Source organism: Pseudomyxococcus flavus (genome assembly GCF_050038885.1).
In the GTDB taxonomy this organism is placed as follows: Bacteria; Myxococcota; Myxococcia; order Myxococcales; family Myxococcaceae; genus Myxococcus; species Myxococcus flavus.
In genome coordinates, this window is the sequence record NZ_CP143624.1 from 2474506 (window position 1) to 2488060 (window position 13555).

At 71.2% G+C, this 13555-nt stretch carries 13 protein-coding genes; 4 read left to right on the forward strand and 9 right to left on the reverse strand.

The features are described from left to right. Window positions 1-1183: 1183 nt before the first annotated feature. Window positions 1184-1558: a hypothetical protein gene (locus VZL07_RS10400; protein WP_426755337.1), complete on the forward strand. Its 375-nt coding sequence runs from the start codon at window positions 1184-1186 to the stop codon at window positions 1556-1558. Window positions 1559-1586: 28 nt separating this feature from the next. On the opposite strand, the gene VZL07_RS10405 is transcribed toward VZL07_RS10400, so the two are convergent. From VZL07_RS10405 to VZL07_RS10420, 4 genes are all read right to left on the reverse strand, one after another. Next, the gene (locus VZL07_RS10405) at window positions 1587-1892 is read right to left on the reverse strand and encodes a cyclic-phosphate processing receiver domain-containing protein (RefSeq protein ID WP_426755338.1); all 306 of its coding nucleotides are present in this window, start codon (window positions 1890-1892) and stop codon (window positions 1587-1589) included. 99 nt (window positions 1893-1991) lie between these two features. Continuing rightward, on the reverse strand, window positions 1992-2339 hold the full coding sequence (locus tag VZL07_RS10410; RefSeq protein WP_426755339.1) for a TipAS antibiotic-recognition domain-containing protein: 348 nt from the start codon (window positions 2337-2339) through the stop codon (window positions 1992-1994). Window positions 2340-2419: 80 nt separating this feature from the next. Then, window positions 2420-2647, reverse strand: a complete 228-nt coding sequence (locus VZL07_RS10415) for a hypothetical protein (protein WP_426755340.1) — start codon at window positions 2645-2647, stop codon at window positions 2420-2422. Between the two features lie 32 nt (window positions 2648-2679). After that, window positions 2680-3537, reverse strand: coding sequence for a 2-oxo acid dehydrogenase subunit E2 (locus tag VZL07_RS10420; RefSeq protein ID WP_426755341.1), 858 nt, complete (start codon window positions 3535-3537; stop codon window positions 2680-2682). 115 nt (window positions 3538-3652) lie between these two features. Here VZL07_RS10420 and VZL07_RS10425 point away from each other — a divergent pair, with 115 nt between their 5' ends. Next, window positions 3653-4564, forward strand: coding sequence for a DUF1684 domain-containing protein (locus VZL07_RS10425; RefSeq protein WP_426755342.1), 912 nt, complete (start codon window positions 3653-3655; stop codon window positions 4562-4564). A gap of 146 nt (window positions 4565-4710) precedes the next feature. Then, window positions 4711-5874: a PQQ-dependent sugar dehydrogenase gene (locus tag VZL07_RS10430; RefSeq protein ID WP_426755343.1), complete on the forward strand. Its 1164-nt coding sequence runs from the start codon at window positions 4711-4713 to the stop codon at window positions 5872-5874. Window positions 5875-5938: 64 nt separating this feature from the next. Here VZL07_RS10430 and VZL07_RS10435 read toward each other — a convergent pair whose 3' ends face one another. Then, a complete protein-coding gene (locus tag VZL07_RS10435; RefSeq protein ID WP_426755344.1) occupies window positions 5939-6709 on the reverse strand; it encodes an SDR family NAD(P)-dependent oxidoreductase in 771 nt (256 codons plus the stop codon). Between the two features lie 114 nt (window positions 6710-6823). On the opposite strand from VZL07_RS10435, the gene VZL07_RS10440 reads away from it, so the two are divergent. Continuing rightward, complete coding sequence (locus VZL07_RS10440; protein ID WP_426755345.1) at window positions 6824-7735, forward strand: LysR family transcriptional regulator; 912 nt, start codon at window positions 6824-6826, stop codon at window positions 7733-7735. Window positions 7736-7753: 18 nt separating this feature from the next. Here VZL07_RS10440 and VZL07_RS10445 read toward each other — a convergent pair whose 3' ends face one another. The 4 genes from VZL07_RS10445 to VZL07_RS10460 all read right to left on the reverse strand — a co-directional run bounded on the left by VZL07_RS10445 (window position 7754) and on the right by VZL07_RS10460 (window position 13442). Further along, window positions 7754-8923, reverse strand: coding sequence for a tetratricopeptide repeat protein (locus VZL07_RS10445; protein ID WP_426755346.1), 1170 nt, complete (start codon window positions 8921-8923; stop codon window positions 7754-7756). Window positions 8924-9064: 141 nt separating this feature from the next. Then, complete coding sequence (locus VZL07_RS10450; protein ID WP_426755347.1) at window positions 9065-11512, reverse strand: M56 family metallopeptidase; 2448 nt, start codon at window positions 11510-11512, stop codon at window positions 9065-9067. 4 nt (window positions 11513-11516) lie between these two features. Continuing rightward, entirely contained in the window at window positions 11517-11900 is a 384-nt protein-coding gene (locus VZL07_RS10455; RefSeq protein WP_426755348.1) for a BlaI/MecI/CopY family transcriptional regulator, read from the reverse strand. 126 nt (window positions 11901-12026) lie between these two features. Further along, window positions 12027-13442, reverse strand: a complete 1416-nt coding sequence (locus VZL07_RS10460; RefSeq protein WP_426755349.1) for a hypothetical protein — start codon at window positions 13440-13442, stop codon at window positions 12027-12029. Window positions 13443-13555: the final 113 nt, after the last annotated feature.

Sequence of the window (13555 nt, forward strand, 5' to 3'; positions counted from 1 at the left end):
GCGACGCGCCATCACCCATGCCGCCCTGACCTTCAGCTTCCTCACGTCATCGGCCGGGCTCGCCCAATCAGCGAGCGGTGGCTCGCCCGGAGGGACGGTGACTGACGGGACTCAAGGCCTCCCCCAGCCGCAGGGAACCTACGCGCCAGGCAACTTCACGCCTCCGCCGCAATTGATGCCGGGTACTTCGGGGGGAACTCCGATGGGCACGATTGAGACCAACACCGGTGCGGAGCCCGCTGCCGCGCCCCCAGCGGGCGCAACGCGCGGGAGCCTCATGGGGCCCACCACCGGCGGCAGCGGACAGGCAGGGACGGCCGCGAGCAGTGCCAGTGGCACCTGGGGGTCTGGAACGAACGTTCCGCCCACGACCACGACAGGCACGGGCCTATCGGATGTGAGTGGCACCGGCGAGGCGGGAGTCACGAATGGAAGCACTGGCATGACAGCCGGCTCCAACCCGGACGTCAGCGGCACGGCCACGGGCGGTAGTGGCATGACGACCGGCGCGACAACGGGGAACGCCCCTGTAGGAACGGCGAGCGGGGGGGCGACCACTGGCACCTCGGCGGGATCCAGCTCGGACGTCAGCGGAACGGCCACGGGCGGTAGTGGCGCGACGTCGGGGGGCACTGCTGTGGGAACCGCAGCCGGAGCGGCGGGCGGAGGCGCAACAGCCGGCACCGCAACGGGAGGTAGCGGGGCCCCGGCCGAAGCAACCACTGGCGGTGCTACGGCAACTTCGCCTGGAGGAGCGACAGGTGAAGGTAGCTTGACTGGCGGCAGTGGAACTTCAACGGGCGCGACCACGGGTGGCACGACGGGAACTCCGTCTGGTGTGACGGGCGAGGGCAACGCGACCTTCGGAAGTGGGGCCTCGGCGGGCGGGGCCACGGGTGGCACGACGGGAGCATCATCCGGCGCGACGGGTGAGAGCAGCGCAACCGGGGGCAGCGGCTCCTCGGCAGGCGCGGCTGCTAGCGGCACGTCTGGAACCACGCCTGCTACGACGAGCGACGGCAGCGACTCCTCGGCGGGCACTGCCGCGGGCGGCACGGCGGAAACCGCAGGCGAGGGCAACGCGACCGGGGGCAGTGGCACCTCGTCGGGCGCGTCCACTAACGACACGGCAGAGGCCCCGGCAGCGGGCGCCGCACGCCCCGAGAACCTCGAACAGGAGGTCGTGCAACTCCGCGAGCAGGTCCAGCGATTGGAGCGAGAGGTGGACACGCTACGGCGCAATGACACGGGCACGGGCGGCTCGGGAGCCCAGGCCACGGCGCCCGAGGCGGACACCGAGTCCACGGTGCTGGCCAGCGTCGTCATGCAGGGTCGGGTGACCTCGGTCGGCAAGGACCACATCGTGGTCCGGGACGCCGAGTCCGGCGACGACTTCAACCTGTTCGTGACCGACACCACGCGCATCAGCGCCAACGGCAGGCGCGTCTCGCCGCAGCAACTGGCCGAGGGCACGCGCGTCCAGGCCGCGTTCAACTACATCGCGGATGGCGACACCTACGCGACGCAGATTCAGGCCTACCCTCGCCGCAGGCGATGAGGACGCGCGGCCTCAATCGGGACCGCGCTCATCCTCCCTGCCGCTCCCGGACGAAGCGCTCGATGCGGGCAATGGCGAGCGCCATCTTCTGCCGCGCGGAGCTGTTCGCCGAATGCACCTGGACCCGTGGTGGCACGAAGCCACGGGTCGCCACGGCCTCTTCCAGCCACAACAGGACGTCGTACCCGGTGCCGTGCGCGTCGTCTCCCAGGTCGTGGTCCAGGCTCAGCTCCGTCACCTTCCCGGTCTCCAGCAGCGAGATGGCCTCCTCGGGCCACCACACCCGAACCCACCCCTCGGGCGTGGCGCGCTCGTCATCCAGATAGACCTTCATCCCACCCGCTCCTCGTCGTGCGGTGTCACGGCGCCCAGGGACGAGCCCGGGACGCCGCGACTGAAACACCGCCCCCCATGGGTCCACGGACCGGCACAGCTACGTCGGCCCATCCAGGCGGGCCATCGCCTTGCCGATGTACGCGAAGAGCCTGGGGTCCACGCCGTGCTTCGAGGCGACTCCCGGCTCCTGCTGGTGCATCGCGGTCAACGCCCCTTCGATGCCCGGGTCTCCGCCCGTGAACGCCTTCAGCAGCTCACGCCAGCGCAGGGCCAGCGAGCGCACCGGCTCGCACGTGGGGTCCGTGCCCTTGTCCATCTCCGCGCGCACGCGGGCGATGAGCTGGGGCCACTCGGCCTCGACCTGACGGATGGCGTCCTCGCCCAGGGCCTCGCGGCGAGCCTTCAACTGCTGGAGCTGCTCCGGCGTGTAGTACTTCTCGAACATGTCACGCACCTCATCGCGCCACGAAAGTGTGGCGTGACGAGGTGGATACGGCCTCACGCAGCGTGAGGCTCAAGGGGCAATCAGCGCTCTCCCTCCCCGGGGCCACCCGCCAGCTTCCGCAGCTTCGCGGCGAAGGGGCTCTCCTCTCCGGGCCGCAGCGTTCCGCCGGCCATCCGCTGGCGCCGTGCCATCGCGAGCGGCCCCTCCGCGGGCCCTTCCAGGGACTCCTTCTCGAAGCGATCCTGCCCCCCCAGGGCACGGCCCACGGGGCGCGAGGCGCTGACACGGCGGTTGGTATCGACGGACATGAGGGCACCTCTCGAAGTGACGCCCCGGGATGCTACTCCACCTCCGGCCCGCTCACAGCCCCACCCGCTGCGTCCCAGGCACGCTCCGGGTCCTCCAGTGCGGCGCCGATGTGACGAAGGACCCGCGCCACGTCCTCCACGCCGATGAGCCGGGCGTCCCACGTACAGGTGAGCGTCATCACCTTCCCAGGAACGAGCGCCCCCGCCTCCAGCACGGGCTCGGTCCGCACCGCGCCCGGCGCCAGCAGCAGCGGAACGCGTGTGTACGGCACCAGGGCCACAAAGCCACGCTCCAACCCCAGGGAGCCCAGGCTCGTCACCGCCACAGAGCCGAACGGGTCCCACGGCATCCCCACCCAGCGCAGGTCCACGTTCAGCGTGAACCAGACGAAGGACAGCAGCCGCAGCGCCAGCCCCATCAGGAAGCCGGGGATGCGGTACGAACGGCGCTTGCCGCGCTCGATGACCGCATCCCGGCGCGCGCGGACCGCATCGATGCGTGAGGCCATCGTCTCGGCAAAGGACGTCAGCGACAGCGCATCCGCGCGGTGCACCGTGGCCGTCGTCAGGTCGGCGCGCCCCGACTCCCCCGGCTGCACCACCAGCACGCAGACGCCCACGTCCTTCCGCCGCCAGGGCCGGTTCCACCGCAGCAGCACGTTCGCTTCCGGGTGGCGGCACAGCGCGTCCGCGGCGGCCTTGGCCACCAGGTGCGTCACCGTGAGGCGCTGTCCCGTTCGGGCCCGGTGCGCTTCGAGGAACGCGAGCGCCCGTTCCATGCGCACCTCCACCGCCGCATAGGCGCTGGGGTCTCCCGGTGAGCGCCACGTGCCCAGGGCGAGCTTGCGGAAGGCACCGGGTGGCGGTGTGGGCTGAAGGTCGAGGTGCACGCGAGACGCCCGGCTTCTCACGGAGCTTTCGCCCCTGCAACTCCGGTGGCGGCCAGGGGCCTGCGCCCGCCGCGCCGCCCTGTTAGACAAGGGCTCCCTTCTCCGAGGCCCTGACATGACGCCCACCGCCCTGGCCCTGTCTCTCGCCCTCCATGCCGCGCCCGCTCCCCAGGCCGCCCCCAGGAACATGATGACCGCCGCCCCCACCATCGAAGCACTGAACACCGCGACCCGTGCGTGGCACGAGGAGCGTATCGAGCGCCTCCAGGCCGAGGACGGCTGGCTCAGCCTCGTGGGCCTGTACTGGCTCGAGGAGGGTGAACAGTCGGTGGGCTCCGCGCCCGGGAACGACCTCGACTTCCCGGAGGGAACTCCGGCGAAGCTGGGCACCTTCACGCGGCAGGGAAAGACGGCCCGCTTCCAGCCCGCCCCCGGCGTGGCGCTCACCCGCAACGGCCAGCCCTTCACCGGCGGCGTGCTCCAGTCGGACGAGCAGGGCACCCCGGACGTCTTGAAGCTCGGCAGCCTCAGCTTCCAGCTCATCCTCCGGGGCGACAAGCTGGGCGTGCGCGTGCGGGACTCCAGCGCCCCGGCGCGCAAGCAGTTCCACGGCATTCCCACGTACCCTGCCAGCTTGAAGTGGCGCGTCGAGGCGCGCTTCGAGCCGGCGCAAACGCCCCGCACCATCCAGGTCCCCAACGTGCTGGGCACCGTGGAGGCGATGAAGGCCCCGGGCACCCTCGTCTTCACCGTGGACGGCAAGGAGCACCAGCTGACGCCCGTGGAGGACGGCTCGGGCAAGCTCTTCATCATCTTCGCGGACGAGACGAACCGGGACGCGACCTACGGCGCGGGCCGCTTCCTCTCCGCGGACATGCCTCAAGACGGACGCGTGGTGCTCGACTTCAACCGCGCCTACAACCCGCCCTGCGCGTTCACCCGGTTCGCCACCTGCCCGCTGCCGCCGAAGGGCAACCGGCTGGCCCTGCGCGTGGAGGCCGGTGAGAAGCGTCACGCGGACCACTGAGTCCCAGGCGCTCGACATGACGAGCGCCCGGGCGTCTCCCTGGGCGCATACAGGCGGCCAGAGATGCCACGCATGCGCGTCCCTTCCCGGACGCTTGACGCCCTTGAGGCTGGCGCATCCGCACGCGCGGGGACATTAATCCAGGCATGCGCGCCTCCCGCTCCCTGCTCCCCGCCCTCGTGGTGCTCGCCCTGTCCGCCTCCGCCTGCCGCAAGAGCCAGGCGCAAGGCACCGCCTCCCCCCAGGACTGCGTCCTCGTGGAGGATGGCTGGGGCCAGGACGGCACCGTGCCCTTCCAGGTGGAGGTCGTCGCGCAAGGGTTGGAGACACCGTGGGGCATCGCGTGGCTCCCGGGAGGCGACGCGCTCGTCACCGAGCGCCCGGGCCGCATCCGCCTGCTCAAGGGCGGAGTCCTCCAGCCCCAGCCCGTGGCGACCGTGCCCGTCGCGGATGCCGCGGAAGGCGGCCTGCTCGGCATCGCGCCCCACCCGAACTTCGCGAGCAACCGCCAGTTCTACATCTACGTCACCACGGACGCGGGCGGCACGGAGGAGAACCGCATCGAGCGGTGGACGCTGTCCGAGGACCACACCACCGCGACGCTCGACCGCGTCATCTTCAACGGCATCGCGTCCGCCACCTACCACGACGGCGGCAGGCTGCGCTTCGGCCCGGATGGCATGCTGTACGCGGGCACCGGTGACGCGAGAGACCCCGACCGTTCGCAGAACGCGAACGACCCCGCCGGCAAGCTGCTGCGCCTCACGCCGGAGGGCGAGGTCCCGCGGGACAATCCCATCCCCGGCTCGCCCGCGTTCCTCACCGGCATCCGCAACCTCCAGGCCTTCGACTGGCGGGACGCATCCACGCTTTACATCGTGGACCACGGCCCCAGCGGGGAGACGATGCGCCGGGGCCATGACGAGGTGAGCGTCGCCCGCCGGGGCGACAACCTGGGCTGGCCCGGCATCTACTCGTGTGAGACGCGCAAGGGATACATCACCCCGTCCATCACCTACGAGGACGCCCTGCCTCCGGGCGGTGCCGCCATCTACACCGGCACGGCCATCCCCGAGTGGAAGGGCTCGCTGCTCATCGGCACGCTGGGCTCGCGTCACCTCCAGCGCGTGGAGTTCGCCCCGGGCTCCCACCGCGTGGCCCGCCACGAGGTGTACCTGCGCAACACCCACGGCCGGCTGCGCGAGGTCATCATGGGCCCGGACGGCCACCTCTACGTCACCACCAGCAACTGCGATGGGCGCGGTGACTGCGGGCCGAACAAGGACGTCATCCTCCGCCTGAAGCGCTGAGCACCAGGGCGCGCGCCCTTCCCCGGCGCTCCAGCCATTGACGGGCCACTGGAGCGCCCCGCCGTCAAAGCAGGATGCCGCCCGAGGCCTCGATGCGCTGGCCCGTCACCCACCCACTCTCGGGCGCCAGCAGCAAGGCCACGATGCCGCCGATGTCATCGGCCTGGCCCACCCTGCCAAAGGCGGTCTGCGCGGACAGCGCCTTCTTCATCTCGGGACTGTTGCGGATGGCCCCACCCCGGAAGTCGGTTTCGACGGGCCCGGGCGCGAGCACGTTGACCGTGATGCCGCGAGGCCCGAGCTCCTTCGCCATGTATCGGGTCAGCGCCTCCACGCCCGCCTTCATCGCCGCATAGGCGCCGTAGCCGGGGAAGGCGAAGCGCGTGAGCCCGGTCGAGATGTTCAGGATTCGCCCGCCATCCGCCATCACGGGCAGCAGCCGCTGCGTGAGGAAGAACGTCCCCTTCAAGTGGACGTTCATGAGGGCGTCGAACTGCGCCTCGGTCGTCTCCGCGAAGCTGGCGTTGATGCCGATGCCCGCGTTGTTCACCAGGAAGTCCAGCCGCTCGCGCCCGAAGTGGCGCCCCAGCTCCGTCCTGACGTTCTCCACGAAGGCGCCGAAGCCGCTCGTATCTCCGACGTCGAGCGCGAGCGCCACGGCCTTGCCGCCAGCGGCCTCAATCTGCTTCACGGTGTCCGCCGCCTCCGCCACGCCACCGCGATACGTCAGGATGATGCCCACGCCGCGGGCCGCCAGGTGGAGCGCCATGCTCCGGCCGAGGCCACGGCTTCCTCCCGTGATGAGCGCCACGGGCGACTTGTTCGAGGTATTCATGTCGGTTCCTTTCAGGTCTGTGCGGCGCCGCACCGCACGGGTCCATGAATAGTGAGCCGGCCCCGGGTTGAGAACGAGGCTGCGCTCCGACACACTGTTTCGATTGGAGAAACAATGGGCATCGACCTCGAATCGCTGAGGATCTTCGTGAAGGTGGCCGAGCTCGGCAGCCTCACGCGCGCTGGCGAACAACTGGGGATGCCCAAGGCCCGGGTGTCGCTACGGCTGAAGGCACTCGAAGCGGAGCTGGGCAGTCAGCTCTTCCAGCGCACCACGCGCGTCGTGCGTCTCACGCCAGATGGCGAGGAGCTCCTCCCCCGTGCCAGGCGGCTGGCGCAGGAGGCCGAGGAGCTGGGCACGATGTTCCAGGCCGCGCGAGGACTGCGCGGGCGTGTGCGCATCGACCTGCCAGTCAATATCGCGTGCGAGATCATCCTCCCGCGGCTCCCCGAGCTGCTGGCCCGGCACCCCCACCTCGAGGTGCTCATCCACACCACGGACCGGCGCACCGAGCCCTTCCGGGAAGGCTTCGACATCGTGCTGCGCGTCGGCGCGCAGGGGGACGCGGAGCTCGTCGGGCGCAAGCTCGGCGTCCTGCGGATGATGAACTACGCCAGCGCCGCCTACCTGCGGAAGTACGGCACGCCGCAGCGCCTGGAGGACCTGGACCGGCACTTCCTCATCCACTACGCACCGGCGCTCGGCGCCGACACGCCGACCTTCGAGTACCCGCACGAGGGCGGCTACCGCGAGCGGCCCATGCGAAGCATGGTGACCGTGGGCAGCGTCGCCGCCTACGTCGCGGCCTGCCGGGCGGGGCTGGGCATCGTCCAGATTCCGCGGCTCAGCGCGCGCGAGCGCCTCCATGAGGACACGCTCGTGGAGGTCCTCCCTGAGCTCACCTGCATGCCCATGCCCGTCTCGCTCCTGCACACCTACGGCAGGAGCGTGCCGCGCCGCGTGCGCGTGGTGATGAACTGGCTCACCGAGCTGCTCGTCCAGTCCCTCGAGACCTACAAGGGGTGAGGTCGAGCGCCAGGGCCCTCAGGCGCCGAGCTCCTTCAACAGCTGCTCGGCCTGCGCGCGCACCTCCTCGGCGCCCAGCGCCAGGGCCTGCTTCGCATGGCGCGCGGAGGCCTCCTTGTCCGAGGGGAAGGTCCCCAGGGCCATGTTGAGGTGCGTGCCGGCGTCATTCGGGTGCGCGGCCAGCACCGGCGCCAGCAGGGCTGGAACACGCGCGTGCTCGTTGTCCTGCATCAGCACCACCGCCAGGTCGTTGGTCGGGCCGGGGTCCGTCGGCACCGTCGCCGACGCCTCTTCCAGCAGCTTCAGCGCGGGGGCGCGCTCACCGAGCGCCAGGTGCATCTGCGCCAGCGCGTGCTGCGCCTGCCAGTTGCCGGGAGCCTGCCGCAGCACCTCCGCGAAGAGGTCCCGGGCCTCGGCGAAGCTGCCCGCGCTCATCATCGCCAGCCCGTGCAGGTAGAGGTAGTTGAGGCTGCCGGGCTCCAGCTTGCGCAGCTCCTCCGCGGCGCGCCTGGCGCCCTCGGCGCTGCCGCCGGACAGGTAGAGCTTGAAGAGGTCCTCCAACACCGCGCGCTGGAGTCCGCCCTGGGCCTTGTCCAGGGCCTGGGTCGCGGCCTGGATGGCCAGTCCCAGCTGGCCGCAGGCGGCGTGCGCCCGCGACAGCATCAAGAGCGGCATGGCCTCCCGCGGGGCCCCTTCGGCGGCCCGAAGGAAGTGGGACACCGCGCCGTCCGGCTGGCCCTGCTGGAAGCGGATGCGGCCCAGCTCGAAGTGGGCGTGGGTGCTGCCGGGGGCAATCTGGAGCACGGACTCGAAGGCGGCGCGCGCGCCAGCCAGGTCGCCGCGCTCGAACAGCAGCGAGCCCAGGTTGAAGCGCTCGAAGTAGCCGGCGGAGGGTGCGGCGGCCAGGGCCTTGAGGGACTCCAACGCCTCCGCGTCGCCCGCCTGCGCACGCAGCATGGCGAGGTGCGCCTGCCCCTCCGTGTGGTCCGGCTTCGCCTTCAACAGACGGAGCACGGCCGCCTCCGCGTCCGCGGCGGCCCCCGTGCTGAGGTACGCGCGCACGAGGCCCAGGAGGCAGTCCACATCGTCTGGATGGATGGAGAGCCCCTTCTGGAAGCTCTTCACCGCCTCCTGGACCTGCCCCATCTGGAGGAAACGTCCGCCTTCCTGCGCATGCGTCGAAGCCATGCGCTCGGGTCTACCACGGGGTGGCGAATCCCGGCAGTCCACGGAGTTGCGGGCCCGTGTGGACCTCGCCTGGAAGCCCGCCCCACACCCGCACCGGCAGCGAGACAGGCCTGGGGCTCGAAGTGCGTGGCGGCCCGCGCATCAGGTGGGCAGCGGCTGCCCCAGGCCCTTGCTCAGGGCCTCGTCGATGAGCGCGTGCACCTTCTTCTCCGCCTCCTGCATCCGGGCCTGGTGCTGCGCGCTCAGCTTCGCCTGCTCCTCATGCAGGGCGTGCTGCTTCTCACTGAGCTTGTGCTGCTCCTCGCCCAGGCTCTCCATCTTCCTGGCCAGCTCCGCCATCTGCGTTTCGATGACCTTCATCTGCTTTTCCAGCTCGGCCTCCTGCTTCTTCAGCTCGGCGCGCCGGCTCGCGCGCTCGGCCTCGGGAAGGGAACCCAGACGCGACTCCTCCAGGTGCAGCCCCGACTGCTGATAGGCCAGGTCACCGAGCTTGCGTCCCAGTCCGCCCTGCTCATGGCCCAGGGTCGCCTGCTTCTGGCCGAGCGCCGCCTGCTGCCGGCCCAGCTCGCTCTGCTTCTCGCCCAGCTTCGACTGGGACTCGCCCAGCGCCCGGGTGCTGGTCAGCGCCTCGCGCACGGACTTCAGCGTGGCCGCATCGCGGATGATGAACGCCTCTCCCTTCCGGCGGACGAACAGAATCGCCTTGTCCTTCTGCTTGAAGGTGCGCGCCAGCTCGAGGTCCACCGTGGTGCCGTTCATCATGGCCATGCCATCCGCCAGCAGGACGTAGCCGCTGTCCGGGCCGCCATGCGGCATCGGCGCGGGCGGCGCGGGCGGCGCGGGCGGAGGCGTCGCGCCAAGGTACTTCACGGTCCCGATGAGGTGCGGGGAGGCGACGGCGACACGCGGGGCGGGCGGAGGCGCGGGCGGAGTCACGCGGGGCGGCGCGGGCGGCGGCGCGGGAAGCGCGGGAACGGCCGCGACGACCGGGATGGCGTCCGGCGTGCCCACAGCCACGGCGGAGGAAGGCGAGACGACCGCGACGCGCCTCTCCATCGACGGAGTGGACGTTGCCGCCGGTGCGGACGCGACCTTGCCCGCGGTAGCGGCCGAAGGCGCGGAAGCGACGGGCGCTGCGGCAGGTGTCGACGCGGCCTTGTCGGCGGAAGCAGTGCGCGTGACATCACGCTGGGCCACCGCGTCTCGAGACGGACTCGCCTTGCTGGACGCCATGGGCGCCTGGGCTGGAGACGCGGCGTCACCCTTCCCGGAGGACGGAGCCCGCGCGCCATCCGCTTCACGCGCGACGACCTGGAAGGGCACCAGCGCCGCGGCGCCCAGTGCACAGAGCGCCACCTTCAGCAGGCGCCGGGAACGGGTGGAAACGGCATCGACGTGCTCCAGCATGCTCAACCTCCTGTGCAACGCATCAACGTGGTGAGAGGACGCACCGAGCACCGCGGCCGTACCGGGCGCCCTGGCGATACCGAAAGCGAGAATCAGCTCGCCGTAGTCGGCGGGCTCGGCGCCGGTGAGACGGAGGGCCTCGGCGTCACAGGCCTCCTCTCGCGCCAGTGCGTACTCGCGCGCGGCGCGGCGGGCGAGCGGGTGGAAGAAGAGCAGCGACTCCGCCAGCGCCGGCACCCAGCCCAGCCACAGGTCGCCTCGCCGCAGGTGCGCCAGTTCGTGCGCGAGCGCCATGCGCAACGCCTCCATGGGCAGCCTCCGCACCGCCTTCGCGGGCAGCACCACCACCGGGGCGAAGAGGCCCGTGGCCAGCGGACTGCTCACGCCTTCCGAAACGCGGAGTGCTGGCGCGCGCCGCAGCCCCGCTACCTCGGACAGCGAGCGCACCTCGGCCTCCAGCATCGGATGCTCCAGCGGCCGCGAGACCCGGAGCAGGCGGCGCATCGCGAGCCCGCCCTTCACATGGCGCCCCACGTGCCACACCACGCCGGCGACCCATAGCGCCAGGAGGAGCCCAACGACGATACCCGTCCAGGGAGCACCCGCTGCCGTGACACCTCCGCCCATCACGTCCGCGCGGCGCTCCACGGGCCACCAGGACACGGGCTCGCCGCGCGCGGCCTCCACCGAGAGGCTGGAGTGGCTCGCCCCTTGGGGCGCCTCCAGCGCATGCGCCACCACGTCATTCCCAGTTTCTCTCGCGGTGCCCCAGGACCGTGTCGCAGGGGCCTGCCCGACGGTGGCCTGCGCCGCGATCGCACCACGTCCGTCCGAGCGCTCCCCGCTGCCGGTGTCCCCTCTTAGCCCCAGCACCGAGGTCACGGACGCGCGCATCCCCGCGCCCCGCGTGGTGGCTTCGTCCCACCGCGCCTCCACCCACGTCCACCCGGAGGCCGCCGAGGCGGGCAGCACGGGCAGCGAGACGGACGGAAGCCACCCCAGCGCCACCACGAACTTCAGCGCCACCAGCCACCACAGCCCCGCGCGCAGCGACGCCGGCAGCTTCGGAAACGCCCGCGACACCGCCCACACCAGCACGGCCCACAGCGCGCCCTGCCATGAGGCCCGCCACAGCCCCGAGGACGCCCACTCTCCCACGTGAGACAGCCATTCCGTGCCCATGGTCCTATCCCTTCTGCTTCTTCGAGCGCAGGCGGGCCACGACGTCCTGGAGCTGCGCCAGCTCCTCGTCGGACACGTCCTCGACCTCGGACAGGTAGGCGGCGAAGGGCGACAGCGAGCCCGACAACGAGCGCTGCACGAAGTCCCCCACCACGTCTCGCAGCAGCTCCGACGTCGGCACCGGCGAGGCGTACTGGTACACGCCCTCCACCTTGCGCCGCGTCAGGTACCCCTTGAGGCGCAGCCGCTCCATCACCGTGAGGATGGTGGAGCGCGCCAGCCCCTGCGGCTCGCCGAAGCGCTCCGCCACCTCGCCCACCGTCGCCGGACCGCGCTCCGCCACGTACCGCAGCACCGCCAGCTCCTGCTCTCCGACCGGCTTCTTCATGACCCTTCCCGTGACGACAACTGTAGTCACGAGGAAGGTACGGCTGACTACAACCGTAGTCAAGCCGGGCAAGAAGAAAGCGGCGTCAGGCCCGCGAAGGCCCGCCGCCGCTCGGGCTGCTGCCGTTCAGCGCTGGAAGTCCAAGCCGACGCCGGCGCCCGCGGTGACACCTCGCACGAGCGTCCCGTCCGGTTGTGGGAAATGGACGGTTCCGCCGGAGCCCCAGGCATAGAAGTGGTTGAGGATGCGCTGGCGCACCTCCAGGCTCGCCAGGTACCGCGGCCTGTCCCCCAGTCCCGTCAGCACCACGCGCGTCAGGGCCCGCGTCTTGCCGCCCGGCAGCTCGAAGCCGGCGGACAGGTCCACGTCGGTGCGGCCGAAGCCGAAGTACTGCGCGGCCACGCTGCCCAGCAGCAGCAGCTCGTTGGGGTTCCCCTTCGCCATGCTCACCTCCAGGTAGCCGGCGAAGCCCGAGGGCAGCTCCTCGTCCGCGATGGGCGTCTCCGACAGGCCGACGCCCGAGAAGCGGCCCAGCTCGTAGTCGGAGCCGAACATGCCGAAGCGGAAGCGGCCTCCCTGCTTGCGGCCCTGGAGGGTGACGCTCAGTTGCGTGCCGCTGGCCATCTGCCCTTCGAAGGCCACGCCCAGCAGTCCGCCGAAGTCCGGCGAATACGCCTGCGTGAAGCGCGCGCCGCCGCCCAGCAGGGCCCACGCGCGCAGCCGCTCGCCCTTGTACAGGGCAATGTCGCCCCCCACCGAGGCCAGCGTGAGGTTGGGCGTGGTGCCGCCCGCGCGGCCCGCGTCGTGGGCCGCGGACAGGCGCACCAGGTAGCGGTCGAAGTGCTTGGCGTCGTCGCTGCCCATGCGGCCGATGTCCAGCAGCGCCTCGCCCGCGAAGATGCGCGCGGCGAGCACGTCACTGGCCAGAACCTCCGCGCGGAGCCCGCCCGTCACGAAGGTCAGCGAGCCACCCGCGGGGTGATAGTCCGGCGCCAGCGTGTTGCTGTAGCGGTTCACGAGGTAGCCGCGCCCTAGCGTCTCCTCGGAGAAGGGCTCGATGCGCAGGAAGAAGGGGCGGCCTTCCTGGCCGATGCGCAGCATGCGCACCACCTGGCCCAGGTCGCTCAGGTCGTCCCAGTCCTCGTGTCGCAGGCCGCCGCTGTAGTCGTCCTCGCGCTTCGGCGCTTCATCCACCATGCGCAGCCGCAGGTTGGCGCCCAGCCGCAGCACGAAGGTGTCCCCGTGCGTCAGCCCCAGGGAGGGATACACCCGCGCGAAGAAGTCCTGTCCGCCGTCACGAGGCCCCGACGGCAGGCTGAGGCCGCCGACTTCCAGCTGTCCGCTGAAGCCGAAACCCTCACCTCCCGTGTGGGAACTTCCCGGGGGCGCGGGCTCATCCAGTCGCGCCGCGGAGACGGAGGCGCCTTGTGCCGGCGCCGACGAGGAGACGTCCTCCTCCGAGGTCACCTCCTCCACGGTGGAGCTGGCCTCGTACTGCGTGGACACCAGGGCGAGAAGTGCGAAGAGGGGGGCGCCAGTCATCGTCCCCCAACTCTACCCGCCCACGACGCGAGACAAAGCACACGACTGCAATCGCGTGTGGGTGGCGCTGCGGCCCGTCGGCACACACGCCCCCGCGGAAATCCCGCGGAGGA